This window comes from Hypericibacter adhaerens, from assembly GCF_008728835.1.
GTDB classification, from domain to species: Bacteria; Pseudomonadota; Alphaproteobacteria; order Dongiales; family Dongiaceae; genus Hypericibacter; species Hypericibacter adhaerens.
This window is the reverse complement of sequence record NZ_CP042582.1, coordinates 1,798,230-1,824,610: the sequence shown is the minus strand read 5'-3', so window position 1 is coordinate 1,824,610 and position 26,381 is coordinate 1,798,230. Positions and strand designations below refer to the sequence as shown.

Here is a 26,381-nt window from a genome sequence, read left to right as displayed (position 1 = left end):
CTTTCGCGGGGATGACGATCGGAGCACTGGGCCCGTTCGGGTCCATTGGCCCCTCCGCCGGGATCGGCGAGGTTGGATCACCCAAACCGGAGAGACATATCGCATGGCCTCCCTCCTCCAGTCCTATCTCGACGCCTTCGCCGCCCGGAACGCCGATGCGCTGTCGGCCCTCTTCGCCGAAGCCGCTCTCTACGAGCTTCCCTTGCTGGGCCAACGGCTGGTCGGGCGCCGCGAGATCAAGGCGGGCCTCGCCCGCGCCTTCGCGCTGGCGGAGCGTTGCGCCTTCGAGGTGAGCGGCGTCCAGTCCGCGGGCGAGGCGACGATCGCCGAGGGCCGCCTCACGGCCAAGCTCCACCGCGATCAGGCTCCGGTCGCGATACCGGCGGCGATCGTGCTGCAGGTGCGCGACGGCGCCATCCACCGGCTTTCCACCTATCTCGACGCGCGTCCCCACCGGCTCTGGAGCGACGGGCCGGTCTTCGCGGCCACGCGCTGATCTCTCCCGGCACAGACAGGAACCCCGCCATGACGAGCGCCCTGACGCCCCGCCGCGCCATCGAGATCTATTGCGAAGCCTTCGCCCGGCGCGACGCCGGCGCGATGGAGCCGCTGTTCGCCGAGAATGCCGTGTTCGACCTGCCGCTCCATGACGCACGGCTCCACGGCCGCGCCCAGATCATGCGCGAGACCCGCACCGCGATCCGAGGCCTCAAGAACATCGAGGTCGTGCTCGACCATGTCACCGAGCAGGGCTCGACCGCGTTCGCCGAGGGTTATTTCTGCGCGGAGAATGTCGGCATCCCGCCGCATGTCGACGGACGGCCGTCCCGCCTCGATTTCAAGTTCGTCGCCGTGGCCGTGGTCGAGAACGGCAAGGTCGCGCGCTGGACGGAATATTTCGACACCAAGCCGCTGAAGCCGCTCGAGCGCACGCGGATCTATCCGATCACCCGCCGCTCGCCCTACTGGCAGGGCACCGAGGAAGCCGGCGTGTCGGAATTCATGATCTACAACCATGTCTATTTTCCGCTCGTCTATCATCATTCGCCGGCCGAGGAATATGCGGCGCTGACGGAGCGCGTGACCCTGTGGGATGTCGGCTGCGAGCGCCAGACCGAGATCGCCGGCCCCGACGCCGTCGCCTTCGCGAGCCACCTGACCACGCGCGACCTCGCCAAGCTCAAGCCCGGCGATTGCCGCTACACCATCGCCTGCGATCCGGACGGGCAGATCATCTGCGATCCCGTGCTGCTCCATCCGCGCAAGGATCTGGTCTGGCTGTCGCATGGCGATGCCGACCTGACGCTCTGGGCGCGCGGCATCGCGCTCGACGGGCGCTTCAAGGTCGAGGTGCGCGAGCCCGACGTGGCGCCGCTGCAGATCCAGGGACCGCACGCGGCCGAGGTGCTGCGTCCGCTAACCGAGGCGCCGCTCGACCGAATCGGCTTCTACAAATGCGTGACGACGCGCGTCGCCGGGATCGAAGCCGTGGTCTCGCGCACCGGCTGGAGCGGCGGGCCGGGCTACGAGGTGTTCCCGCTCTCGAGCCGCGGCGCCATGGATCTGTGGAACGCGCTGCGCGAGGCCGGGCGCCCCTACGAGATGATGGTGGTGGGGCCGATCGTCGATCGCGCCGTCGAGAAGGGCGTCACCGATACCGCCTATCACAGCAACTCGGGCATGAACCCTTACGAGGCCGGCCATGGAAGGCTGGTCGATCTCGACAAGGGCGAGTTCGTCGGGCGCGCAGCCCTGGCGCGAATCGCTGCCGAAGGCCCGAAGCGCAAGACGGTCGGCCTCTTCATCGAAGGGGAGCTGCCGCGACTCGAGTGGTATTGGCCGCTCGAGGACGAACATGGCCGCCCCGGCGAGGTGCGCTGGGCGGTCCATTCCTGGGCGCTCGACCGCAGCATCGGCATCGCGCTGGTCGATGCCTCGCTCGAGGTCGGTGACAGCGTCCGGGTACATCACCCGTTAGGCAGCCCGCGCGCAACGGTCACCACCCTGCCCTTTGTGTGAGATTCGTGGGGCGGGGCCGCCGGCGGGGGCCCGACGCCCCCTCGCGGGGTCGCCCGGGAGGACGAGTCGAGAAAGAATCAGCCGTAAATATGGTTAGCGGCCGATCTTGCCAGTCCGCTTAAGGGCCGTCAGAGCCGGGTTTTGTTGGTTGATTGTCCAGTCCACGGAAACTGATAGGATTCCCGGCAGTTGGGGAGAATTGCTGGGATGCCAAAACTCGGACTGGAACCGATCCGCCGCCGCCAGCTGATTGAAGCGACGATTGCCTCGATCCATGAGGACGGCTTGGCCGACACCACGGTGTCGCGCATCAGCGCAAGAGCGGGCATGTCGCCCGGCATTGTGCATCACTATTTCGTCAACAAGGACGACCTGCTCGAAGCGACATTGCGCACGCTGGGCGCCCAGGTGCGCGAGGTCACGCGGCTTAAGCTGGGCGAGGCCAGCGAACCGCGCGAGCGGCTCAGGGCCATCATCGGCTCCTGGCTCGCGCCGGAGCAGCTGACGCCGGCCGCCGTTGCCGCCTGGCTCTCCTTCTGGGCCCAGGGACGCAAGCAGCCGCGGCTTGCCCGCGTGCAGCGCGCGATCATCTGCCGGCTCGATTCGAGCCTGCGTCACGAGCTGAAGCAGCTCCTGCCGACGATCGACGCGGTGCGCGTGGCCGAGGGCCTCAGCACGCTGCTCGAGGGCCTGTGGCTGCGCGCGGCGCTGTCGCCCTACGGGCTCGAGACGGAACGCGCGATGCTGATCGCGACCGACTATCTCGATCTGCAGCTCACCCGGCGCCGGGAACCTCAACCGCAGCCGGCCTGAGCCGGGGCGGCTAGAGCCGTCCCATGTAATAGTCTTCCAGCGCCTGCTGGATCTCCTCGCGCGTGTTCATGACGAAGGGGCCGTGGCGCACCACCGGTTCGCCGATCGGGGCCGCCGCCAGCAGCATCGCCGCGGCCCCCTCTTCGCCCGCCGCCATCGCCAGCGCCTCGCCTTCCGATCCCATCACCGCGAGCGATCCGGCCGGCACCGTGACGCCGCCGACCGCGACCGCGCCTTCGAAGACGAAGAGCAGCAGCGTATGGCCGGCCGTGATCGGTACCGTCAGCGCCGAACCCGGCTCGAAACGGAGATCGGCGTAGAGCGGATCGACGGCGATGCCCTCGACCGGGCCGCGCTGATTGCCGAGCGTCCCCGCGATCACCTTGGCGGTGACGCCCTTGGCCGGATTGGAAAGCGGCAGCCGGTCGGCCTCGAATTCCTGGTAGCGCGGCGCGCGCATCTTGAGCGCGGCCGGCAGGTTGACCCAGAGCTGGAAGCCCTTCATCAGGCCCTCGCTCTGCTCGGGCATCTCGGAATGGATGATGCCGCGCCCGGCCGTCATCCATTGCACGCCGCCCGGGCCCAGCACGCCCTCATGGCCGTGATTGTCCTTGTGGCACATGCGCCCCGCCAGCATGTAGGTCACGGTCTCGAAGCCGCGATGCGGATGGTCGGGAAAGCCGCTGATATAGGTGTGCGGATCGTCGGAGCCGAACTGGTCGAACAGCAGGAAGGGATCGATCTGGCCCAGCCGCGGCGTGCCGATGACGCGGCTGATCTTGACCCCGGCGCCGTCGGTCGTGGGCACGCAGGGGAACAGGGCCGCGACCTGCCGCAGCGTCGCTCCGGCCTTGCGCTCGCCGTCCGTCTTCGCCGGTTTCGTGGATGCCGGTTTCGCCATGGCCGTTCTCCTTCGCCGCCGATATCGGCCGGAAGGCGGTCCGGGTCAAGGCACCGGGCGGTAACCTGCGGGAAAGGCTCAGATCGGCAGCTCGCCGCGGACCTCGCCCAGCGGCAGCTTGCGCACTTCCTCGATATAGGCGGCGAGGTTCCGGGCCAGCGCCTCGGCCATCAGCCGCCCCTTCTCGGCCGTCGCCAGGCGCGGATCGTTGGCGGTGCCGTCGGGCGCCGTCGCCCGGCGATGCTCGGCCGGCGAGACGGCGAAGGACACGGCATTGCCGTTGAGCTCCGGATCGAGCTCGATGCTGTAGTCGAATTGCGAGCGCCGCCCGTTATGGCCCCGTTCGGGCGGATGCGCCTCGCTCATATCGACATGCTGGGGCGCCCAATGGAGCGCGAAGGAGGTCTCCGCCTCGCCCGCATGATCGAGTCCGCCATCCGGCGCCTGGCAGATCGCCTTGAACTCGCGCTTGGCGATGAGCCCGGCATCGGCGATCCCGGCATAGGCGCCGGTGCGGTTCTTGATCTCGACGATGGCGATCTCGAGCGGCGGCAGGTTGGCGATGCGGTTGCCGTTGACGAAAATCACGCGGCGGAAGCCGTGATGGATCAGGCTCTGCGCCGTGTCGACCGCGACCCGCCGCAGCGTGTCGGCGCCGAGCGTGATGGTGCCCGGATAGCCCATGTGATGGGGCGACCAGCCGAGCTGCAGCGGAGGGGCGATCAGGACGTTGGCGATCCGGGCGGCCCCTTCGCTGGCCGCGATCGCCCAGCCGCTGTCGACCAGCAACGGGAGATGGCGCCCATGCTGCTCGGTCGCCCCGATCGGCACGAGCACCACATCGTCGGTCTTGAGATAGGCCTCGATCTCCGGCCAGCGGAGCTCCTGCAGCCAGTGGCTGCGCATCGTCGTCCCTTTCGTCTCAGGCCCTACTGCACCGCGGCGTTGGTCTTGGCCTTGTTCCACAGCTCGATCAGCCGCTGGCGCTGGTCCTCGGCACGCGCCCGCAGGAAGTTGCTCTTGGCGAGGAAGCCCGCCACGTCGCCCGACATGCCGAGCGCTTCGAGCCGCTTCGGATCCACCTCGGCGAAGCTCTTCAGGTTGGAGTGTCCATATCCGTATTTCTCGATCAAGGCCTTCCCGGCGGCAGGCTCGAGCGAGGCATTGATCAGGTCATAGGCCTCGTCCTCCGGGCCTTCGCCGCCCGCGATCAGCGCGAAGCCGCACATCCAGGTAATCATGCCCTCGGCCGGCTTCTGCATGAACTTGACCGGCGTGCCGTTCTTGACCAGGTCGGCCCAGGTGTTGGGCCAGCCCCACATCAGCGTGACCTCGCCCGAGGCCATCGACTGGCCCGCGGCGGTCGGATCGCTCCAGAGGAAGCGCGACTGGCCGACCAGCGTCTCCATCATGGCGCCGATCGCCTTGTAGTCCTCCTCGCCCAGCGTGTAGGGGTCCTTCACCTTGGCGAGCAGCGTCGCCAGCATCGCCATCTCGTCGGTGTTGTCGGGGATCGCCACCTTGCCCTTGTTGGCGGGATCGATCAGCAGCGCATAGGTCTCCTCGGCCGCCGCGATCTTGTCGGTGCGATAGATCAGGGAGGAAGCGCCCCATTCCCACGGCACGATCCAGTGCGCGTCGTCGAAGGCGACGCCGGCATTGTCGCGCATCGCCGGGACCAGGTCGTTCCAGGCCGCGATGCGGGCGGGATCGACCGGCTTGAGCAGCCCCGCTTCCTTCCAGCGCTTCACATGCGGCAGGCAGGGATGGGCCAGGTCCGGATGGAAGCCCTGGCGCAGCTTCTGGAAGGCCTCCTCCGAATCGGAGAAGAAGCTGTAATTGGGCTCGCCGCCATACTTGTCGTCATAGGCCTTGTGGAAGTCGGGCACGTCATAGCCCGCCCAGGTGTAGTAGATGATGCCGCTCGCGGCCCGCGTCACGCGCGCATGGAGCGGCATCAGGACGAGGCCGAGGCCGGCCAGAAGGCCGCCGCGGGTGAACTGCCGGCGAGACACGGAATTTCGCTGCTGCATGGATTCCCTCCCTATGACGGCCGCGCGCTCCTTGATCCCGAGCCCGCGCTGCACCTGCCTCGCATTCTTCGGGGTGCCATTGTCAATTGTCAACAATTGACAATGGCTGCCGCCCCATGGGAAGAGGCGACGGGCAAGGGGCCGGTCCATGGCGGGCAAGAGCGAGATCATCAAGCGGAGTCTGGACAGCCAGGTCGCCGACATCCTGCGCCGGCGGATCGTCTCGGGCGAGCTCGCCAACGGCGCGCGGCTGACCGAGATGGCGCTGGCGGCGGAGTTCAGCCTGTCGCGCGGTCCCATCCGCGCGGCGCTGCAGCAGCTCGCGAACGAGCAGCTGGTACGCCAGAAGCCCTACTCCCACTGGGAGGTCCGGCGTCTCACCAAGCAGGATGTCTGGGAGCTCAACACCCTCCGGAGCACGCTCGAGGCGCTGGCGGCGCGGCTGGCGGCGCAGAATATCGACGCGGCCGGGGCGGACGCGCTGCGCACCGCGCTCGGGCGCCTTCGCGAGGCCTGCGCCGCCGGCGACCGCGACCGGATCACCGATGCCGATTTCGACCTGCACCGCACCATCGTCGAGCTGGCGCGCCACGAAAGGCTGCGCCAGGCTTATCTGCTGCTGGAGCAGCAGGTCCGCATGCTCATCATCGCGGTGAACGCGCCCTTCTCCGACCTGCGGATCGTGGACCGCTCGCATGACGCGATGATCGAGGCGATCTGCCAGGGCGACAGCCGGCTCGCGGAACGGCTCGTCGCCAACCACAACGCGGCGCTCGACGATGCCATGCTCAACGGCGCGGAGAACCTGCCGAGCCGGCCTGCCCCCCATCCGACATCCGGCCCGAAAGCACCGGCCGGCCATCCGCGTTCGGCGAAGCCCGCGTCCCGGAAATCCGGCGGCGCCCACCGCCGGTCGCGCACCCGATAGAGGACGGCCTCAGGACGCCATCAGGCCCGGCCGGCGCTTGGCGCCGACGACGCCCTTTTCGGTGACGACCTGACGCATCTTGATGTCGTGCGGCTGCGGGTAGATGGAGGCGAGGCGCGCCATCTCGAAACCGACCCCGATCGCCTCGTGGCCCGCGCCCAGCTTCGCCAGCGTCCGGTCGAAATAGCCGCCGCCATAGCCCAGCCGGTAATTGTCCGGCGTGAAACCGACCACCGGCGCCAGCAGCAGGCTCGGCTCGACCTCTTCCTTCGTCACCGGGACCGGAATGTTCCAGACCCCGAGCTCGAGCTTGCTGTCGGGCCGCCAGGGGCGGAAGACGAGCGGCGTCTTCGGCTCGATCACGACCGGCAAGGCCAGCGTGAAGCCCTCGCCGGCCAGCAGCCGCATCAGCGGTCGCAGGTCGGGTTCGCCGCGGAAGGGCCAGTAGAAACTGATGGGACCGCGGCTTTCCCGCAGGATCGGCTCCAGCGTCTCGATGATGGCGCGGGTCCAGCGCGCCCGGATCTCCTGCACGGTCGCGACGCGCGCCTCGATCAGGCGCTCGCGCTCGCCCTTGCGCCAGGCGCGGACCTCGTCCCAGCTCGGGTTCTGTTGGTTCATGCGCGCATCGCCTCCAATCGATCCAGGCTGGCCTCCGCCTCGGCCATCATGTCGGCGATCACCTGGGCGGCCGACCTCGCCTTGTTGACGCGCCCCGCGCCTTCGCCGGCGAAAGGCGGCATCTTCTCGAGATCGCCGGTCGTGGTGCGCAGGGGCGAATGGGTGCTGAATTTCAGGATCGGCTGGCCGGCATCCTCGCCGATCGGCTCGCGCGGCAGCTTGTCGGGATGATGGCCCCAGAGCTTGTGGCCCACCGCCTCGGTCAGGCTGTTGCGCAGCACGCGCACCGGCGAGTTGGGCGGCCAGTTGAGGGCAAAGAGATCGGTATGCACCGTGTCTCCGCTCTTGGCGTCGAGAATGCGACGCTTGTGGAAATCATGCGCAAAGGATTCCGGGGTCGGCAGGAACACCGTGCCGCAATGGACACCGTCGGCGCCCACGGCCATGGCCGCGATCATGTCGGCGCCGGTCACGATCCCGCCGGACGCCGCGATCGGCAGCTTGATCGCGGCCGCGACCTCGGGCAGGAGCACCGACAAGGGCAGCTTGCCGCGGACATGACCGCCCGCTTCCACGCCCTGGACGATAACGATATCGGCGCCGGCCCGTTCCGCCTCGATCGCGTCCGCGACGCTGCCGACCTGATAGAGCACCAGGCAATCGGCCTCGCGCGCCCGCGCCACCACGCCCGGCATCACGCTCCAGAAGAAGCACATCGCCGGCACCTTGGCCGCGAAGCAGACCTCGAGCTGCTCGTCCAGCAGCTTGGGGTCGGTCGAGGCCGGGATGACATTGACGCCGAAGGGCCGGTCGGTCCGCGCCCGGACCGCGGCGATCTCCTTCTCGATCAGGGCCGGGGGCTCGCGCACCATGCCGAGCAGCCCGAAGCCGCCGGCCTCGGAGACCGCGGCCGCCAGTTCCGAACGGGAGGGACCGCCCATGCCGGCGGAGATGATCGGATAGCGGCAGCCGAGCTTCTCGGTCAGCCGGGTCTTGAGGCGGTGTCCCGATTTGGATTCCTGCGCCATGCCCTGCTCCCTGACCGGTCATCCCGAGATTGAATGACCATCCAGGCTTCCAAGTCTGGCGCATAGCTCAGCCCCCTAGCTCTGCAAAAAGCGGGAGGCTAGGTTGCGGGAAGCGAGCAGAAAGGCCCGTGCGGAGCCGACGGAATCGATCTCAGCGCTGGCTCGTGGCCCAGTCGGGGTTGATATAGACGGGCGCCTCGGAGCGCGGCAGCGGCGGGTTGCCCAGGATCATGTCGGCCGCCTTCTCCGCGATCATGATGACGGGCGCGTTGAGATTGCCGCTGACGACCGTGGGCATGATCGAGGCATCGACCACGCGCAGATTCTCGAGGCCATGGACCTTGAGCTGCGGATCGACGACCGCCATCGGATCCGTGCCCATCTTGCAGGAGCAGGAGGGGTGATAGGCGCTCTCGGCCTTGGCGCGGATGAAGGCGTCGATCTCGGCGTCGCTCTTGACCGCCGGCCCCGGCGCCAACTCGGCGCCGCGGAAGGGATCGAAGGCCTTCTGCGCGAAGATCTCGCGCGTGAGCCTGATGCCGGCCCGCATCTCCATCCGGTCCTGCTCGGTCGACATGTAGTTGAAGAGCAGGCGCACCTTGTCGCGCGGGTTGGCGGAACGCAGCTTCACCCAGCCGCGGCTGGTCGAGCGCATCGGCCCCATATGCGCTTGGAAACCGTGGCCCGCCTGGGTCTGGCTGCCGTCATAGGAGATCGCCATCGGGAAGAAGTGATACTGGATGTCGGGATGCTCGACGCCGGCGCGGCTGCGGATGAAGCCGCCCGCCTCGAAATGATTGCTCGCCCCCCAGCCGGTGCCGAAGAGCTGCCACTCGAGGCCCGTCCGGAGCTTGCCCAGCAGGTTGTAGCGGCCATAGAGCGTGATCGGCTGGGTCGCCGCCATCTGCACATAGGTCTCGATATGGTCCTGCAGGTTCTGGCCCACCCCCGGCAGGTGATGCACCACCGGGATATTGAACTTCTTCAGCTCCTCCGCGTCGCCGACCCCTGACAGCATCAGGATCTGCGGCGAGTTGATCGTGCCGCCGCTGACGATGACCTCGCGCTCGGCCCGCGCGCGCCTGACCTCGCTGCCGACGGCATATTCCACGCCCACGGCGCGCTTGCCCTCGAACAGGATCCGCGTGGTGAGGGCGCCGGTCTCGACCGTGACGTTGGGCCGCTTCATGGCCGGATGGAGATAGGCGCGCGCCGCACTCCAGCGCCGGCCCTTGCGCGTCGTCATCTCGTAGGGCCCGAGACCCTCCTGCTGATAGCCGTTGACGTCCTGCGTGACCGGATAGCCCGCCTGCTTCGCCGCCTCGGTCCAGGCGTGGTAGAGCGGCGGGAAGGTGACTTGCGAGGAGACCCAGAGCGGCCCCTCGGTGCCGTGATACTCGTCGCCGCCTTTCACCCGGTGCTCGGCGCGCTTGAAGTAAGGCAGCACCTCCGCATAGGACCAGCCGCGATTGCCGCCCTGCGCCCAGCGGTCATAGTCGCGCGCATGGCCGCGGATATAGACCATGCCGTTGATCGAGGAGGAGCCGCCCAGCACGCGGCCGCGCGGGCAATACATGACGCGCCCGTTCATGCCGGGCTCGGGCTCGGTCTGGTAGTACCAGTTGAGCTTGTCGTCGGCGAGCGGATAGGCGAAGGCCGCCGGCATGTGGATCTTCCAGTTCCACCAGCTGTCCTTGGGACCCGCCTCCAGCACCAGGACCCGGTTGTCGGGCTTGGCCGAGATCCGGTTGGCCAGCACCGAGCCGGCCGAGCCGGAGCCGATGATGATGTAGTCGAATGAAGCGTCCGCCATAGGCCACAACCTCCCCCGCCGGGCCTCTTCCTTACCGTCCGGGCCCGGTTCCCGTCCATGGTGCTCAGGGGACCCAGCCAAGCCTCCCCCTCACGGTGCGGCTGGCCTCGGCGCGGCGAATTCGGGGCCGGAAGCGTCAATCCGGCCGCGAGCCTCTGGGCAAAACCGCCGGCGGCGATCAGGCTTGTCACCGGCCGGCACTATTCATCCGCCGAAACCTTCGAACCCGACGCCAGGGAGAACGACTCATGATGATGGATTGGACCGCCTATCAGCAGCAGCTCAAGGCCAATGTCGGCGAGATCGGTAAGCTCAGCCCCGAGACCATCCGCGGCTATGCGGGCCTGAGCGGTGCCGGGCAGAAGACTGGCCATCTCGACGCCAAGACCCGCGAGCTGATCGCGCTCGGCGTCGCGATCTCGCTGCGCTGCGACGGCTGCATCGTCACCCACACCGACGCCGCCATCAAGCAGGGCGCCACCAAGGAGGAGATCGCCGAGGCCTTGGGCGTCGCGATCGCGATCAATGCCGGCGCGGCGCTGGTCTATTCGGCCCGCGTGATGGACGCCTACGCGGCGCTCAAGCCGGCTGGTTGAGTGCCAGATAACGGTCGAGCCTGTCGATCGCGGCCTTCTTCTCCGCCTCCGTCATAAAGGAGCCGAGGAAGCTGTTGCGCGCGAGCGTGGCGAGCTCGTCCCGCGTCAAGCTGAGCGCTTTCTGGATGGCGCGGTAATTGTCGCCGAGATAGCCGCCGAAATAGGCGGGGTCGTCGGAATTGACGGTGGCGCGCAGGCCCGCCTGCAACATGCGCCGCAGCGGATGGTCTTCCAAGCGCTCGACCACCTTGAGCTTCAGGTTCGAGAGGGGGCAGACGGTGAGCGTCATCTGCAGATGCCGCAGCCGCTCGACCAGGGCCGGGTCCTCGAGCGAACGGTTGCCATGGTCGAGCCGGTCGATCCGCAAGCGATCGAGCGCCTCGCGCACATAGGCCGGGGGTCCCTCCTCGCCCGCATGCGCGACCCTGAGGAAGCCCAGCTCGCCCGCCCTGCGGAACAGCCGCTCGAACTTCGCGGGCGGATGGCCCTTCTCGGAGGAATCGAGCCCGACGCCGACGATCCGGTGCCGCCAGGGCAGCGCCGCTTCGAGCGCCTCGAGACCCTCCTTCTCCGAAAGATGGCGCAGGATGCAGAGGATCAGGCGATGGCTGATCCCGAGCTTGCGCTGACCCTCGTCGAGCGCGCCGGTGATGCCGCGCATCACGACATCGAGCGGCACGCCCCGCTCGGTATGGCCCTGGGGATCGAAGAACAGCTCGACATGGATCGCGTTGTCGCGGGCGACGCGCTCGAGATAGGCCGAGGTCAAGTCGCGGAAGTCCTGCTCCGTCTTGAGGACCGACATGCCGCGATAATAGAGATCGAGGAAATCCTGGAGCTGCGTGAAGGCATAGGCCCTGCGCGCTTGCTCGGCGCTGGCGTAAGGGATCTCGACGCCGTTGCGCCGCGCCAGCGCCACCATGAGCTCGGGCTCGAGGCTGCCCTCGAGATGCATATGGAGCTCGGCCTTCGGCAGGCCGGCGATGAAGCCGTCCATGTCGGTCATTCGGCACCCTTCCCGCGCGCAAGCCTAGCAAGGGCGGTCCGGACCGGAAAGCCGGGATCGACATTCGGTCCCGGCGGCCGGCTTACCGCATCATTGCCGCCGCGATCAGACCTTGTGCCCCAGCTCCGAGCGCGGATCGAGGGTGGCCGCGACCGTGGAGGTGGTGGTGACCGGCACGAAGGTCGCCTGCTCGCGGTTGGGCAGCGCGGCGCGGCGGGTCATGCGCCAATGGGTGAAGAGAGCGAGCACGCCGCTCGTCAGCGCCATATAGGCGAAAAGAGCGTGGGGGCCGAACTGGCCCATCAGCACCGAGCCGACCAGCGGGCCCGCCGTGGCACCCACGGCCCAGGCGAGCAGCAGGCCGCTCGAGGCGGCGACCATGCGCTCCTTGGACACGTAATCGAAGGCATGCGCGATCGCGATCGGATAGATCACCGCCATGCCGCCGCCGAAGAGCAGCGGCAGGCCGATCAGGACCCAGTCGGCAGCCGCCCCCTTGAGGCCGGCGAGGCTGAGGGAGTAGTTCACGACGAAGACCAGGGTGGTGGCGATCAGCACCACCAGCAGCACGGTGCGTCGGTCGAACCGGTCGGAGGCGCGCCCGATCGGCCATTGGAAGAGGAGCCCGCCGACCACGGCCATGCCCATGAAGAGCGAGACCTGGAACACGGTGAGATGGGCCGCCTGGGCATAGATCGCGCCCATGCCGTAGAAGCTGCCCGAGAGCACGCCGGAACCCGCGCAGCCCACCACGCCCAGGGGCGAGATGCGATAGAGCTCCCCCAGCCGCAGCGGCGCGATATGGCTGAGATCGGGACCCTGGACATGGGTCAGCACCACCGGCACCAGCGAGATCGACAGCAACAGGGCCGCGACGCAGTAGAGCGTCAGCGTCTGCACGTCGCTGAGATTGACCATGAACTGGCCCACGCTCGAAGCGGCGTAGGAGGTCACCATGTAGAGCGACAGGATCTGGCCGCGCGTGGTGTTGCTGGAGCGCTCGTTGAGCCAGCTTTCGATCACGGCGAAGAGACCCGCCATGCAGAAGCCGTTGAGGCCTCTCAGGATCGCCCAGGCATAAGGCTGGAACCAGAGCGCATAGAGCAGCGTCACGGCGCAGACGAGGGCCGCGAAAGCCGCGAAGGCGCGGATATGGCCGACCCGCCCGATGAGATCGCGCCCCCAGAGGCTGCCGGCCACGAAGCCCGCATAGTAGCAGGACATGACGAGGCCCGAGGTCTCCGCCGCCACCCCCTCGACGCCCAGCCGGATCGGCAGCAGGATGAAGAGGAGGCCGTTGCCGATGATCATGATGGCCGCCCCGAGCAGGAGCGAGAAGACGGAGCGGACGGCGGTGAACATGGGAGGGAGACCGGATTTGAACTACAGAAGGGCGGCAGAATGACGGAGGATTTCGTTCTTCACCAGCAGCTCGCGGCGGACACGGTGTCGCTGGCGGCATGGCCCTTGTCGTCGCTCTTGCTGATGCGCGCCGAGCGGCGCTGGCCCTGGCTCATCCTGGTGCCGCGCCGCGCCGCCAAGCGCGAGATCGCCGATCTCGACGCGGCCGACCGCGCGCTCCTGGTCGAGGAGATCGCCGACGCCACCCGCCTGCTCCAGTCGCTCTACGCCCCCGACAAGGTCAATGTCGCGGCCATCGGCAATATCGTGGCCCAGCTTCATGTCCATGTGGTGGCGCGCACCCGCAGCGATCCGGTCTGGCCGAAACCCATCTGGGGGCAGCTCCCGGCGGAGCCGTATGAAACGGCCGAGCTCGAAGCCCGCCTCGCCCAATTGCGCCGCGCCCTGGCGGCCGGACGACACAAGGGGTGAGGTCTCCAAACTGTCTCCTTCCCCGCTCCGCGGAGGAGGACCAAGGAGGGGGCTGCTCGGTCCGTGCAGCCCCCTCCTTGGCCCTCTCCCGCATCCTCCTTCGCCCTCCGGGCTACGGAGGACGGGAGCGGGAGAAGGGACGACACCGGGTTCCATGTCCCCTGCCATCACAGCACCGGCAGCAACCGCCGCACCGTCGTCGCGGCGGCTGCCGCGGCAGCGGGCAGGAAAGCCATGAAATCGACATGGCTGGTGGCGCCGGCGAGGTCGCTCAAGGCGCGGACCACGATGCAGGGCGCGCCATGGCGCTCCGCGATCTGGGCGGCGGCGGCGCCCTCCATCTCGACCGCCAGCGCACCCGGGAAGCGGCGGCGCAGGGCCAGCCGGGCCGGGGCGGCATTCACGAACTGATCGCCGCTGAGGATGGTGCCGAAGCGGATCTTGGGTCGCCGCTCGCGTCCGCCCGTGGCCTTGGCCGGGATGGGCGGCAGATGCAGGCCCCTGACCGCGGCCCTGAGCCGGGCTGCCAGCTCGGGCGGCAGGTCGTAATAGGGATCGTGGCGCCGCTCGCCGAACGGGATGGAGCCGGCCCGGTAATTCACCATGCCGCGCCGGGTGAGCGCGCCGTAATCCTGCTGCGCCAGCCGGTCGGCCACGACGATGTCGCCGATCCCGAGCCGGATATCGAGGCCGCCCGCCACGCCCGAGACCACCAGCGCCCGGGCGGCGAAGCGGTCGAGCAGCAGGCTCGAGACCTGGGCGGCGCTCACCTTGCCGATCCCGGAGAGGGCCAGCACCACGTCCTGGCCGTCGAGCCGACCGGCGATGAAGCGCCCGCCCGCCCGTTCCTCGCTGCGCGGCCGCTGCAGGGCCGCCTCCAGCAGCACGAGCTCCTCCGGCATCGGCGTCAGGATGCCGATCGGTCGGATGGCGGCCATGAAATCCGGTCCCCCTGCTCTGCCGCGTCGACAGAGTTATAGTCGGGCGCCGTGAGCCCGACCATCCCCGCCGTCAGCGCGCTGCCCGACCGTTTCGCCGCCTGGTTCGCCGGGCGGGGCTGGCAGCCCCACGCCCATCAATTGACCCTGCTGGCGGCCGACCGGGCCGGGCGCTCGGCCCTGCTGGTGGCGCCCACCGGCGGCGGCAAGACGCTGGCCGGCTTCCTGCCGAGCCTGATCGCGCTGGCCGAGGCACCCGCCGATCATCTCCACACGCTTTATGTCTCGCCCCTGAAGGCCTTGGCGGTGGACATCCACCGCAACCTCGAAACCCCCATCACCGAGCTGGGGCTTTCCATCACGGCCGAGACCCGCACCGGCGACACGCCCCAATCCAAGCGGCAGCGCCAGCGCAAGAAGCCGCCGCAGATCCTGCTGACCACGCCGGAATCGCTGGCCCTCCTGCTTTCCTATGCGGATGCGCCGTCGATCTTCCGGCGGCTCGAGCGCGTGGTGATCGACGAGCTCCATGCGCTGGCCGAGACCAAGCGCGGCGATCTCCTGGCGCTGGGCCTGGCGCGGCTGCAGCGGCTCGCCCCCGCCTGCCGGCGCGTCGGCCTTTCCGCGACCGTGGCCGACGAGAAGGCGCTGGCCGCCTGGATCTCTCCCACCGCCTCCGGCGAGGACGGCAGCGTCACCCTGGTCCGCGGCCGCGCCGGCGCCGCGCCGGAGATCCGCATCCTCGCCAGCCGCGCCTATGTGCCCTGGGCCGGCCATATGGCGCTTCATTCCATCGAGGAGGTCTATGAGGCGATCAAAGGCGCCAAAACCGCGCTCGTCTTCGTCAACACCCGCGCCCAGGCCGAGCTGATCTTCCAGGCGCTCTGGCGGATCAACGACGACAACCTGGCGATCGCGCTCCATCACGGCAGCCTCGCCCCCGAGCAGCGGCGCAAGGTCGAGGCCGCCATGGCGCGCGGCAACCTCCGCGCCGTGGTCGCCACCTCCTCGCTCGATCTGGGGGTGGACTGGGCCGCGGTCGATCTGGTGCTGCAGATCGGCGCGCCCAAGGGAGCCGCCCGCCTGGTCCAGCGCATCGGCCGCGCCAATCACCGGCTCGACGAGCCCAGCCGCGCGATCCTGGTGCCGGCCAACCGCTTCGAGCTGCTCGAATGCCGCGCCGCGCTCGAGGCGGTCGAGGACGGCGAGCTCGACGGCGAAAGACCCAAGCCCGGCGGGCTCGACGTGCTGGCGCAGCATGTGCTGGGCATGGCCTGCCAGGCGCCCTTCGCACCCGACGAGTTCTTCGCGGAGGTGCGCCGCGCCTATCCCTACCGCAACCTGCCGCGCCAGGATTTCGACGAGGTGGTGAATTTCGTCGCCACCGGCGGCTATGCGCTCGGTAGCTATGAGCGCTGGCGGCGTCTCGCCCAGGACGAGGACGGCCACTGGAAGATCGCGAGCCCCGTCATGGTCCGGCGCTACCGGATGAATGTCGGCACCATCGTGCAGCAGCCGATGATGCGGGTGCAGATGCGCAACGGCCGACGGCTGGGCGAGGTCGAGGAATACTTCATCCAGGGCCTCGTGCCGGGCGACAGCTTCGTCTTCGCCGGTCAATTGCTGCGCTTCGAGGGCATCCGCGAGATGGCCGCGATCTGCAGCCCCGGTGGCGAGGGCGTGCCGAAGATCCCGGCCTATGAGGGCGGCCGGCTGCCGCTGACGACGCAGCTCGCGCGGCGCGTGCGCGGCCTCCTCGCCGAGCCCGGCCGCTGGCGCAGCTTCCCGCCGCCGGTCGTCGAATGGCTCGAGATGCAGCGCCGCCGCTCGATACTGCCCGACCGCGAGGGCCTGCTGGTCGAGACCTTCCCGCGCGGCAGCAAGGAGTTCCTGGTCGCCTATTGCTTCGAGGGCCGCAACGCGCACCAGACGCTGGGCATGCTGCTGACGCGGCGCATGGAGCGCGCCGGGCTCAAGCCCCTGGGCTTCGTCGCCACCGACTATGTGATCGCGGTCTGGAGCCTCAAGCCCGCCCGCCATATCCCGGCCTTGTTCGACCAGGACATGTTGGGCGACGATCTGGAAGCCTGGATGGACGAATCGAGCATGCTCAAGCGCAGCTTCCGCAATGTCGCGGTGATAGCCGGCCTGATCGAGCGGCGCCATCCGGGGGAGACCAAGACGGGCAAGCAAGTGACCTTCAATTCCGATCTCATCTACGACGTGCTGCGCAAGCACGAGCCGCATCACATCCTGCTGCGCGCCACCCGCGCCGACGCGGCGGCGGGCCTCACCGACGTCGCCCGGCTCGCCGAGATGCTGGCGCGCATCAAAGGCCGCATCACCCATCGCCATCTGCGGCGCGTCTCGCCCCTGGCGGTGCCGGTGCTGCTCGAGATCGGCAAGGAATCCGTCTATGGCGGTGCCATCGACGGGCTGATGGACGAGGCCGCGACCGCCCTCATCGCGGAGGCGACCGCCGAGGAGACGGCGCCGGAGCTGCCGCTGTGAGCGTTCTCGCGATCGAGGCCGGCGAGGCCACGCGCTTCCTGCTCAACGGCGCCGAGCTCATCGCCCATGTCTCGGGCGCCATCTGGTGGCCATCGGCCGGCACGCTCGCGGTGGCGGACCTCCATTTCGAGAAAGGCTCGGCCTTCGCCGAGCGCGGGCGGATGCTGCCGCCCTATGACAGCGCGGTCACGCTCGACCGGCTGGCCGCCCTGATGGCGCGTTTCCGCCCGCGCTGCGTGATCTGCCTCGGCGACAGCTTCCATGACGGCGGCGCCGGCGAACGGCTGCCAGCACCGCTGGGCGAGCGGCTGGCGAGCCTTGCGCGCGCGGTCGACTGGATCTGGATCCAGGGCAATCACGATCCGGTTCCGCCCGAGGACTGGGGCGGCCGGGTGGTCGACGCCTTCGCCGAGGGTCCCTTGCAGTTCCGCCATGAGGCGGCGGGGCGCCAGGCGGCCGGCGAAATCTCGGGCCACTACCATCCCAAGGCGGGCATCACCTGGCGCGGACGGCGGGTGACGGGCCGCTGCTTCGTCGAGGATGGGCGCCGGCTCATCCTGCCGGCCTTCGGCGCCTATGCCGGCGGGCTCGATGCGCGCGACGCGGCCATCGCCGGGCTGTTTCCGCGCGGCTACCGCGTGCATATCGTGGGCCGGGAGAAGCTGCACAGCTTCCGCGGCGACGCGCTCGACTGACCCGGCCCTCGCGCGCCCCGCCCCGTCATGCCCGCGCCGGTCATCTTGTGGTTTCGCCAGGATCTCCGGCTGGAGGACAATCCGGCGCTGAGAGCCGCCTCGGCCGAGGGCCCGCTGATCGCGCTCTACATCCTCGACGAGACCAAGGGTGTCAGGCCCTGGGGCGGGGCCTCGCGCTGGTGGCTGGCCGAAAGCCTCGCTTCGCTTGAGACGGCACTCCGGCGCAAGGCGGTGCCGCTGATCCTCCGCCGGGGACCCGCGGACAAGGTCCTGGCCGAGGTCATCGCCGAGACCAAGGCCCGCTCGGTCCACTGGAACCGCAGCTACGAGCCTTATGCGATCCGCCGCGACAAGGCGATCAAGGCCTACCTGACCCGCCGCGGCATCGCGGCCGCGAGCCATAACGCGGCGCTGCTGTTCGAACCCTGGACGGTCGAGACGCAGGCGGGCGAGCCCTTCAAGGTCTTCACGCCCTTCTGGCGCTTCCTGCAGAGCCAGCCCGACCCGGCTCCGCCTTCGCCGGCGCCGCGCCGGCTGGAGAAGGCTTACAAGCAACCACGCTCCGAGAAGCTGGCCGACTGGAGCCTGAAGCCGACCGCGCCCGACTGGGCTGCGGGCTTCCGCAAGCTCTGGCAACCGGGCGAGAGCGGCGCGCGGCTGCGCCTCGAGGAGTTCCTCACCGGCCATCTGGGCCGCTATCCCGAGAGGCGAGACCGTCCCGACCTCCCGGCAACGGCACGGCTGTCGCCGCATCTCCATTGGGGCGAGATCGGCCCGCGCCAGATCTGGCACGCGGTCAAGACGATGCAGATCGCCTCGGGCGATCTGGTGTCGCCGCGCGCCGCCGAGACCTTCCTGCGCGAGCTCGGCTGGCGCGAGTTCTCGCATCACCTGCTGTTCCACTGGCCCAAGCTCTGGGCCGAGGCCTGGCGGCCCGAATATCGCCGCTTCCCCTGGCGCGGCGATCCGGCGGGGCTCGCCGCCTGGCAGCACGGCCGCACCGGCTATCCCATCGTCGATGCCGGCATGCGCGAGCTCTGGACCACGGGCTGGATGCATAACCGCGTGCGCATGATCGCCGCTTCCTTCCTGGTGAAGCATCTGCTCGTCTCCTGGCAGGAAGGCGAGGCCTGGTTCTGGGACACGCTGATCGATGCCGACCTGGCGCAGAACGCGGCGAGCTGGCAGTGGGTCGCGGGTTCCGGCGCCGATGCCGCCCCCTACTTCCGGATCTTCAACCCCGTCCTCCAGGGCGAGCGGTTCGACCCCGAGGGCGCCTACGTCCGGCGCTGGGTCCCGGAGCTGGCGCGGGTACCCCACGAATTTCTCCACAAGCCCTGGACGGCGGCGCCCACCCTCCTGGCCGCGTCCGGCGTGGTGCTGGGCCGTGACTACCCCCACCCCATCGTCGACCACGCCGCCGCCAGGGCGCGAGCGCTGGCGGCGTTCGAGCGGGTGAAGAAGTAGAAGGGATTCCGGGCGGCCGCTCCTCGTCATCCCGGCGAAGGCCGGGATCCATGAACACCTGTCGGACCAGGATAATCGCCGGCCTGCGCTCATGGATGCCGGCCTTCGCCAGCATGACAAAAAAGCAGGGCCGAGCCGCGCTTATCCCCCGCGTCATGACGCTGTCACGAACCGGTCATGCGGGAGTCCCGGCCTTCTGTCTATGGTCGCGCCAGATTTCAGCGCCGTCATCTTTCCCGGCTCGGCGGCGCGTTTACCTCTGGAGAGAGAGGCCAATGACGTCGATCGATCGCTTTCCCCCTCTGACCATCGCCGACGCCGACGATATCGGTTCCAACCCCACCGGCAATTCGCCCCTCATCGAGATCGCCGAACGCCGCTACAGCCGGCGGACGGCGCTGCGCGGCCTCGGCCTGACGGGTGCCGCGGGCCTCTTCAACGGGCTTCTGGGCAGCGCGTCCGCGAAGGCGGCGAGCAACCCCTCGACTCTCACCTTCGAGGAGATCGAGCACGGGATCGATGACGGCCTGCGGCTGGCCAAGGGCTATCGCGCGGATGTGCTGATCCGCTGGGGCGACAAGCTGAGCCCGAACGCGCCGGCCTTCGAGGCGGGCGCCTCGACCCCGGCCGGCCAGGCGCAGCAGTTCGGCTACAACAACGACTTCATCGGCTTCATTCCGCTGCCCGTCGGCTCCAACGCCTCGGATCACGGGCTGCTCTGCGTCAATCACGAATACACCAACATCGAGCTGATGTTCCCGGGCCTGACCGAGGACGACAAGTTCGACAAGGCGACGGCCGAGCAGGTCGCGACCGAGATGGAGGCCCATGGCCACACCATCGTCGAGATCAAGCGCACCGGCGACAAATGGACGGTGGTCGAGGACAGCCCCTATAACCGGCGCATCACCGCCACGACGATGATGGAGGTCACTGGCCCGGCGGCGGGCAACGACCGGCTGAAGACCTCCGCCGACGCGACCGGCAAGTCCGTCAAGGGGATGATCAACAATTGCTCCGGCGGCATCTCGCCTTGGGGCACGGTTCTCACCTGCGAAGAGAACTTCAACAACTATTTCGGCGGCGACCCCTCGGGGGCGCCGGACGCGGCCGCCTTCAAGCGCTATGGCGTGGTGGGCGAGCCCGAATATGCCTGGTGGAAGCACGAGGCGCGCTTCGACCTGGGCAAGGAACCCAATGAACCCAACCGTTTCGGCTGGGTTGTCGAGATCGATCCCTTCGATCCGAAATCGGCGCCGGTGAAGCGCACCGCGCTGGGCCGCCTGAAGCACGAGGCCGCGACCAGCCTGGTCGACAAGAGCGGCCATGTCGTCGTCTATCTCGGCGACGACGAGCGCTTCGACTATCTCTACCGCTTCGTGAGCAAGGGCACCTACAGCCCCGGCGATCGCAAGGCGAACCTGGGCCTGCTCGACGAGGGCACGCTGGCGGTCGCCAAGTTCGAGCCCGACGGCAAGCTGCACTGGTTGCCGCTGGTCTATGGCGAGGGCCCGCTGACCGAGGCCAACGGCTTCAAGAGCCAGGGCGACGTCGTCATCGAGACCCGCCGCGCGGCGGATCTGCTGGGCGCCACGCCGATGGACCGCCCCGAGGATGTCGAGACCGATCCCGTTACGGGCCGCGTCTATACGATCCTCACCAACAACTCGAAGCGCACCTATACCCAGATCGACGCCGCCAACCCGCGCGCCGACAACGAGGCCGGCCATATCGTCGAGCTGATCCCCGCCGGCGGCGAAGGCAAGGATGCCGATCACACCGCCGCCGAATATCGGTGGGACATGTTCCTGGTCGCGGGCAACCCGCTCTGGGGCACCACGATGTATGGCAAGGGCACCAGCAAGAACGGCTGGCTCGCCTGCCCCGACAACATAGCCTTCGATCCGAAGGGCCGGCTCTGGATCGCGACCGACCAGGGCGGCACGCAGAAGAAGTTCGGCATCGGCGACGGGCTCTACGGCACCGACGTTACCGGCGACGGCCGCGCGGTCACGCGCAAGTTCGTCGCCATGCCGCGCGATGCCGAGACCTGCGGCCCCTGCTTCACGCCGGACGGCACCACGCTCTTCCTCGCCGTCCAGCATCCGGGCGAAGGCTCCGTCTTCGCCGAACCGACCACGCGGTGGCCCGATTTCGATCCGAAATCGCCGCCGCGCCCCGCCGTGATCGCCATCGTCAAGGAAGGCGGCGGCGAGATCGGCGCCTGACCCGTTCGTGCCCAGCCTGTCCTGACCAAGACTGTGAGTTCCCCGACCACATGACACAGACGACCCTTATCTGAGCGAGTACCCCGATACGGCCTTGAACTGGCGGGAAGACGGCAACACCGTCCTCCCGCCTTTTTCTTTTCCGATAAAGAGGTTGGGCAGCGGCATTGCGGCCTTTGGCATGACGCCCAATCTGTTATAATGTAACTTCTTCGGCCCGATCCCCGCGAAGAGGTGCCCCCGCACATGTCCCCCGTCACCGGCATCAAGACCGGCCATGATCACGACCATTGCATCGCCGAGGCGCTGGGCGCGGCCGAGGCGCTGTGCGGCGAGCGCGGGGCACGGCTCACCGACATCCGCCGGCGCGTGCTGGAGCTGGTCTGGCAGAGCCATGCGCCGGTCGGCGCCTATGAGATCCTCGAAGCGCTCCGGGCCGACGGCCGCGGCGCGCAGCCGCCGACCGTCTATCGCGCACTCGAGTTCCTGATCGAGCAGGGGCTGGTGCACAAGATCGAATCGCGCAACGCCTTCATCGGCTGCACGCACCCGGCCGAGATGCACAGCTACCAGTTCCTGATCTGCCGGGCTTGCGGCAGCGTCGCCGAGCTCACCGACCGCGCCATCGCCAGCGCCATCGATGCCGGCGCCCGCAAGCAGGGCTTCGCGGCGACACGCTCGACGGTCGAGATCGAAGGCCAATGCGCCGCCTGCCAGAAGGTGGCGTGAATTGACGATTTGCTGTCCCCTCCCCCGTTCAGGGGGAGGGTTGGGGAGGGGGCTGCTCGGTGTCGGCTGCTTCGTACTCCGACGAGATCGCAGACCGAGTCATCCCCCTCCCTGCCCTCCCCCTTGTTCAGACTGGAGACATCGCGGACACCCGTTCGGGGACATCGAGGACAGCATGAGAGATGTGCTGGCGCAGGTCGACCTGCGCCAGCCTGTGGCTTCGGTAGCAGAGATCGAAGACGCCATCGGTGATGGTAGCGCGCAACGCCAGGCGCCGACCGACGAAGGCCTTCGAGCAGTTGATCTGACGGCCCTTGAAGCTGATCCAGCCGGTGTCGTGCACCTTGCGGACCTGGGCCTGGGGCTCGTATTGGGGCGGGTCGATCCGCTCGGGCATGGGCCGGGGGCTCATCCGGTAGCGGGAGGCCGGGGGTTCCAGGCCGAGGGCCTCGTGCGGGCGCTTGGCGTTGTAGACCTCGCGCCAGTGGTCGAAGGCGGCCTGGGCGCCGGCCAGGTCCTGGAGCGGCCATCTGTCCAGCAGTTCGGCCTTCAGCGTGCGGTGGAAGCGCTCGTCCTTGCCCTGGGTCTGAGGGTGGTAGGGCCGGCCATGGCAGACGCCCACGCCCAGATCCATGAGCCAGACGGTGAGCCGGGTGTGGCGCTCCGGGCCTGCTGTGCCCCAGGGTGCACCGTTGTCGGCCAGCAGGCGCAGCGGCAGGCCGTAGCGGCGGAACACCTCGGTGAGACGCTCGCGCACGGTCGTCTCTCGTTCGTCGCCGCAGGCGCCGATCGCCAGCGCATAGCGGGAGTGGTCGTCCAGCACGGTGAGCGGGTGGCAGCGACCGGTCCTCAAGGCGAAGTGGCCCTTGAAGTCCATCTGCCAGAGATCGTTGGGCGCTTCGTGCTCGAAGCGCACCCAGTCCCTGGCCTCGCCGGCGCCAGGCCCATCCAGCTTGCCGTGCCGGCGCAAGATCGCCGTCACCGTCGAGGCGGCCGGCGCGTCCCAGCCCTGGCGCTGCAGCACCTTGCGGATCTTCCGCCCACCCCACGCCGGGTGCTCCGCGCGCACCGCCAGCACCTCGGCCTCCAGCTCGCCCGGCGTCCGGCCAGGGCTCGACCGCGGCCGGCGCGAACGCTCCTGGAGCCCAGGCGGTCCCTCCGCCTCGAAGCGCCTCAGCCACTTGTCGCCGTTCGACCGGCTTACGCCAAAGCGACGGCACAGCTCGCTGAAATTGCACCCCGGCGCTTGCGCCAGACGGACAAACTCCAATCGACGATCCAAGGCAGACCCCCAAGGCATCCAGGTTCCCCTTCTCCGACCTCAGTCGGATCAGGGTGTCCTCGATGTCCCCGAACACCTGTCCTCGATGTCCCCGGTCTGTACACAAGGGGGAGAGGGGATTCCATCACTCATTCACCCGCCTCGCCTCACCCCGCGCGGAGCGACGCCCGGATCAGGGGCGCGAAATGCGCCAGGGCGGGGGTCTTCATGCCCACCACCTTGGCCTCTTCGTCCCAATGGCGCAGCTTGACCGCGGCCTGCGCATAGGGTTCGGCGGCGAAGGCCTTCGCCTCCTCCGCGTCATGCGGCCCGCCCTGCAGCTTGAGCGACAGGATCGAGGCCTCCGACAGCCGCTCGAAATAGCCGGGCTCGGCGACGCAGAGATAGCGCTTGGCTTCGACATGGAGGCGCACCGGTTCGGTCACGTCGGGGCCGAAGAAGCGCGAGAGCCAGGCCGAGCCCAGCGATTCATGCTCCGTGTCGATCCCCTGCTCCGCGATGTCCTCCGGCAGGTCATGGATCAGGTGCCCGACATCGTGCAGCAGCGCGGCGACGACCAGCGATGGCGGCGCCCCGGCCTGCTCGGCGAGCCAGCCCGCCTGCAGCGCATGATCGGTCTGGTTGACGCCTTCGCCATAGGTCTCGCGGCCGCGCCGGTCGAACGCGGCCTGGATCTGCGTCAGGAGCTCATCGGCGGTCATGCCGGCACCTTCGCACCCTCGCGCTCCAGCACGCGCCAGCGGCTCAGGATGCCGTCCTGGTCGATATAGCAGCCCTGGAGATGCCGGCGCCCCTGATTGGGATCGAAGCCGTCGCGGCCATGGAGCACGCGGTCGTTCTGGAACATCAGGAGCTGGCCCGGCGCCAGGCGGAAGCGCAGCTCGCCCTCGGGCCGGCGCAGCAGGCGCGCGAAGCGCCGATAGGCGGCGTACCAGCCCTCGACCTCCTCCAGCGGCAAGTCGATCGGGGCCGCCGAACGGTTGTTGAAATGCACGTTGCGGATATGGCCTTCGTGATCGGTATGGATCACGCGCTGGTCGGCCTCGAGATCGGCGTTCTTGTCCCAGAAATGGAAATGCTGCGGCAGGCGCGACAGCCGCTCGAACGCCGCCGGATCCTCACGGCGCAGATCCTCGGCCACCTTGAAGCCGTCGACCAGGATGCTGTCCCCGCCGGGCGCGTCGGCCTCGAGGCAATGCAGGAGCTGGATGCCGGGCGAAGGATCGCGATAGGGATTGTCGGTGTGAACGCCCAGCCCGACCGAGGTGTAGGCGAGGTTGTTGGGATTGGGGATCGACTTCACGTCGAAATAGGCGCCGTAGTTGGTGACGCGGACATGGCCGAAGCGGTTGCCGGCCTCGACCACCATGCCGCTGCGGACCGGCACATTGTCGACCAGGCCGAAACCGAACTCGTGATAGCGCGCGAGGAAGGCCCGCTCCGCCTCGGGCGAGCGCTCGAGCTCGTTCCAGTCGGCGCGCGGCAGATCGTTGGCGATCTCGTTGCCCCAGAGACGGTGATGCAGTTGGCGCCGGGCGCGGGCCTGGGGGCTCAGCTCATGGGCCTTGAGCCAGTCGGCGGCATAGCGGCTGTCATGGCCGTCCGACCAGCCGATCTCGACCGCGTCGCCCCTGGCGGCGACGGCTTTGGGCGCGATGTCGTCCGGGATGTCGAGCGTGTCGAGCAGCCGCTGCCCGTTGCCGGGATGCCGGCATTGCGGGCAGCGGCAATTGTCGCGCAGCCAGAGGAAAGGAAACTCGGCGGCCCCACCCTCCTGCCAGCGCACGGCGACGCGCCGCCCGCTCACTTCCGCATTCTGGACCGTGGTCATCAACGCCTTCCTTTCCTGCTCGCCATCCGTTTCGCGGCCTCCCTCCCCCTACCCCCTCCCGTGAAGGGAGGGGGCGAGAGGTCTGTCATTCCAGCCCCCTCCCCTTGCGGGAGCAACCATGATCGTGCGGGGATCATGGAGTGACGGCTTTATCCTGCCAGGGAGTAGCCCTGGCGAGGATAGCGTTGGCGATCTCAACTAGCTTCCTGGCGCAAGCGACGGTGGCGACCTTGTGGTGCTTGCCCTTTGCGATAAGGCGCTTGTAGAGGGCCAGGAGGATGGGGTTCCAGCGCTGAGAGGCAGAGAAGGCGGCCTGGTAGATGCTGCGTCGGAGCCGTTTTCTGCCGCCGGCGATATGGCGCTCACCGGTATGCTCGCCACTTTCATCGTCGAAGGGAGCGACACCAACCAGGGCGGCGGCCTCGGCACGGGTCATGCGGCCGAGCTCGGGCATGCGCAGGACGAAGCTGAGGGCGGTGAGCGGGCCCAGGCCGGGGATGCTCTCCAGCAGATCCAGCTTGAGAGCCAGGTCGGGGTGACGGCGGAGCTTGGCCAGCAGCCGGACGATTTCCCTGTCGCGGCGCCTGGACAGGCGGGTGATCTCAGTCTCGAGATAGCGTTTGTGCGCCGGCAGGCTGTAGCGATCGCGCCGGGTCTTCAGCCGGCTGATATCCTCGCCGATCTGCTCGATCAGGGTGAGATGCTCGGCCCACGGCGCCAAACGTTCATCGGGCGCCGGGCGGATGCTGTCGGGCTCCATGTCCGCCGTCGCCACCGCGATCAGGCGAGCATCGATCTTGTCGTTCTTGGCTCGCTTCTTCTTGAACCGCCGAAAGCCTTTCACCTGAGCCGGATCGAGCAGCACGACGCAAAACCCCACCCGGCGAAGATGCGCCGCCACCGCCGCCTCGTAATGGCCGCTCGCCTCCAACCCGACCCGCTCGACCCCATGCTCGCGCAGCCAGCTCTCGATCTGCTGGTATCCCGCCGGATCGTTGCTGGCCTGCAGCCGGTCCGGCCCAGCGGCCAACGCCACATCGAGCTTGCGCTTCGACACGTCGATACCCGCCGTTTCCGTGATAGACTTGCTCATCTTCGTCGACCCCACC

Annotated in this window: 24 protein-coding genes; 11 read left to right on the top strand and 13 right to left on the bottom strand. The window is 68.6% G+C overall.

All coding sequences use genetic code 11. From position 1 onward, the window contains the following. Positions 1-103 precede the first annotated feature (103 nt). From FRZ61_RS07820 to betI, 3 genes are all read left to right on the top strand, one after another. A complete protein-coding gene (locus tag FRZ61_RS07820) occupies positions 104-496 on the top strand; it encodes a nuclear transport factor 2 family protein (protein ID WP_151116333.1) in 393 nt (130 codons plus the stop codon). A 29-nt stretch (positions 497-525) separates the two neighbouring features. Beyond that, a complete protein-coding gene (locus FRZ61_RS07815; protein WP_151116331.1) occupies positions 526-2,019 on the top strand; it encodes a nuclear transport factor 2 family protein in 1,494 nt (497 codons plus the stop codon). A gap of 207 nt (positions 2,020-2,226) precedes the next feature. Next, a complete protein-coding gene (betI, locus tag FRZ61_RS07810; RefSeq protein WP_151116329.1) occupies positions 2,227-2,832 on the top strand; it encodes a transcriptional regulator BetI in 606 nt (201 codons plus the stop codon). Positions 2,833-2,842: 10 nt separating this feature from the next. Here the strand turns inward: betI and FRZ61_RS07805 are convergent, their stop codons facing one another. The 3 genes from FRZ61_RS07805 to FRZ61_RS07795 all read right to left on the bottom strand — a co-directional run bounded on the left by FRZ61_RS07805 (position 2,843) and on the right by FRZ61_RS07795 (position 5,766). After that, positions 2,843-3,733 (bottom strand): pirin family protein, encoded by an 891-nt coding sequence (locus tag FRZ61_RS07805; protein WP_151116327.1) that lies wholly within the window; start codon positions 3,731-3,733, stop codon positions 2,843-2,845. Between the two features lie 78 nt (positions 3,734-3,811). After that, complete coding sequence (locus FRZ61_RS07800; protein ID WP_151116325.1) at positions 3,812-4,639, bottom strand: creatininase family protein; 828 nt, start codon at positions 4,637-4,639, stop codon at positions 3,812-3,814. A gap of 23 nt (positions 4,640-4,662) precedes the next feature. Then, complete coding sequence (locus FRZ61_RS07795) at positions 4,663-5,766, bottom strand: ABC transporter substrate-binding protein (RefSeq protein ID WP_191909349.1); 1,104 nt, start codon at positions 5,764-5,766, stop codon at positions 4,663-4,665. A gap of 148 nt (positions 5,767-5,914) precedes the next feature. Here FRZ61_RS07795 and FRZ61_RS07790 point away from each other — a divergent pair, with 148 nt between their 5' ends. After that, positions 5,915-6,694 (top strand): GntR family transcriptional regulator, encoded by a 780-nt coding sequence (locus tag FRZ61_RS07790; RefSeq protein ID WP_151116321.1) that lies wholly within the window; start codon positions 5,915-5,917, stop codon positions 6,692-6,694. Positions 6,695-6,703: 9 nt separating this feature from the next. On the opposite strand, the gene FRZ61_RS07785 is transcribed toward FRZ61_RS07790, so the two are convergent. From FRZ61_RS07785 to betA, 3 genes are all read right to left on the bottom strand, one after another. Next, positions 6,704-7,315: a 5-formyltetrahydrofolate cyclo-ligase gene (locus FRZ61_RS07785; RefSeq protein ID WP_151116319.1), complete on the bottom strand. Its 612-nt coding sequence runs from the start codon at positions 7,313-7,315 to the stop codon at positions 6,704-6,706. After that, positions 7,312-8,343 carry an NAD(P)H-dependent flavin oxidoreductase gene (locus FRZ61_RS07780; protein WP_151116317.1) on the bottom strand — a complete coding sequence of 344 codons (1,032 nt, stop codon included), beginning with the start codon at positions 8,341-8,343 and terminating at the stop codon, positions 7,312-7,314. Before FRZ61_RS07780 ends, FRZ61_RS07785 begins: the two co-directional genes overlap by 4 nt. 151 nt (positions 8,344-8,494) lie before the next feature. Beyond that, on the bottom strand, positions 8,495-10,156 hold the full coding sequence (gene betA / locus FRZ61_RS07775; protein ID WP_151116315.1) for a choline dehydrogenase: 1,662 nt from the start codon (positions 10,154-10,156) through the stop codon (positions 8,495-8,497). Positions 10,157-10,404: 248 nt separating this feature from the next. Between betA and FRZ61_RS07770 the strand changes: the two genes are divergently transcribed. Then, the gene (locus FRZ61_RS07770; RefSeq protein WP_414652564.1) at positions 10,405-10,752 is read left to right on the top strand and encodes a carboxymuconolactone decarboxylase family protein; all 348 of its coding nucleotides are present in this window, start codon (positions 10,405-10,407) and stop codon (positions 10,750-10,752) included. On the opposite strand, the gene FRZ61_RS07765 is transcribed toward FRZ61_RS07770, so the two are convergent. Beyond that, positions 10,736-11,758, bottom strand: coding sequence for an adenosine deaminase (locus FRZ61_RS07765; RefSeq protein WP_151116313.1), 1,023 nt, complete (start codon positions 11,756-11,758; stop codon positions 10,736-10,738). The genes FRZ61_RS07770 and FRZ61_RS07765 overlap by 17 nt on opposite strands. Before the next feature lie 105 nt (positions 11,759-11,863). Further along, positions 11,864-13,120: an MFS transporter gene (locus FRZ61_RS07760; protein WP_151116311.1), complete on the bottom strand. Its 1,257-nt coding sequence runs from the start codon at positions 13,118-13,120 to the stop codon at positions 11,864-11,866. A gap of 39 nt (positions 13,121-13,159) precedes the next feature. Here FRZ61_RS07760 and FRZ61_RS07755 point away from each other — a divergent pair, with 39 nt between their 5' ends. Then, positions 13,160-13,591, top strand: coding sequence for an HIT family protein (locus FRZ61_RS07755; protein WP_151116300.1), 432 nt, complete (start codon positions 13,160-13,162; stop codon positions 13,589-13,591). A 167-nt stretch (positions 13,592-13,758) separates the two neighbouring features. On the opposite strand, the gene FRZ61_RS07750 is transcribed toward FRZ61_RS07755, so the two are convergent. Beyond that, a complete protein-coding gene (locus FRZ61_RS07750) occupies positions 13,759-14,529 on the bottom strand; it encodes a 5'-methylthioadenosine/adenosylhomocysteine nucleosidase (protein WP_151116298.1) in 771 nt (256 codons plus the stop codon). 51 nt (positions 14,530-14,580) lie between these two features. Between FRZ61_RS07750 and FRZ61_RS07745 the strand changes: the two genes are divergently transcribed. The 5 genes from FRZ61_RS07745 (at position 14,581) to FRZ61_RS07725 (ending at position 22,159) form a co-directional block, all read left to right on the top strand. Continuing rightward, on the top strand, positions 14,581-17,040 hold the full coding sequence (locus FRZ61_RS07745) for a ligase-associated DNA damage response DEXH box helicase (RefSeq protein WP_225309172.1): 2,460 nt from the start codon (positions 14,581-14,583) through the stop codon (positions 17,038-17,040). Continuing rightward, on the top strand, positions 17,037-17,735 hold the full coding sequence (gene pdeM / locus FRZ61_RS07740) for a ligase-associated DNA damage response endonuclease PdeM (RefSeq protein ID WP_225309171.1): 699 nt from the start codon (positions 17,037-17,039) through the stop codon (positions 17,733-17,735). Before FRZ61_RS07745 ends, pdeM begins: the two co-directional genes overlap by 4 nt. A gap of 27 nt (positions 17,736-17,762) precedes the next feature. Beyond that, on the top strand, positions 17,763-19,202 hold the full coding sequence (locus FRZ61_RS07735; protein WP_151116296.1) for a cryptochrome/photolyase family protein: 1,440 nt from the start codon (positions 17,763-17,765) through the stop codon (positions 19,200-19,202). Positions 19,203-19,477: 275 nt separating this feature from the next. Further along, positions 19,478-21,430 (top strand): PhoX family protein, encoded by a 1,953-nt coding sequence (locus tag FRZ61_RS07730; RefSeq protein ID WP_151116293.1) that lies wholly within the window; start codon positions 19,478-19,480, stop codon positions 21,428-21,430. Between the two features lie 246 nt (positions 21,431-21,676). After that, positions 21,677-22,159, top strand: a complete 483-nt coding sequence (locus FRZ61_RS07725; RefSeq protein ID WP_151116292.1) for a Fur family transcriptional regulator — start codon at positions 21,677-21,679, stop codon at positions 22,157-22,159. A gap of 127 nt (positions 22,160-22,286) precedes the next feature. Here the strand turns inward: FRZ61_RS07725 and FRZ61_RS07720 are convergent, their stop codons facing one another. The 4 genes from FRZ61_RS07720 to FRZ61_RS07705 form a co-directional block, all read right to left on the bottom strand. After that, complete coding sequence (locus tag FRZ61_RS07720) at positions 22,287-23,459, bottom strand: IS481 family transposase (protein WP_151116290.1); 1,173 nt, start codon at positions 23,457-23,459, stop codon at positions 22,287-22,289. 128 nt (positions 23,460-23,587) lie between these two features. Next, a complete protein-coding gene (locus FRZ61_RS07715; protein WP_151116288.1) occupies positions 23,588-24,142 on the bottom strand; it encodes a phosphonate degradation HD-domain oxygenase in 555 nt (184 codons plus the stop codon). Then, positions 24,139-25,272, bottom strand: coding sequence for a 2-trimethylaminoethylphosphonate dioxygenase (gene tmpA, locus FRZ61_RS07710; RefSeq protein ID WP_151116286.1), 1,134 nt, complete (start codon positions 25,270-25,272; stop codon positions 24,139-24,141). The genes FRZ61_RS07715 and tmpA overlap by 4 nt, the downstream gene beginning before the upstream one ends. A 133-nt stretch (positions 25,273-25,405) precedes the next feature. After that, entirely contained in the window at positions 25,406-26,365 is a 960-nt protein-coding gene (locus FRZ61_RS07705; RefSeq protein WP_151115166.1) for an IS110 family RNA-guided transposase, read from the bottom strand. Between the last annotated feature and the right edge of the window lie 16 nt (positions 26,366-26,381).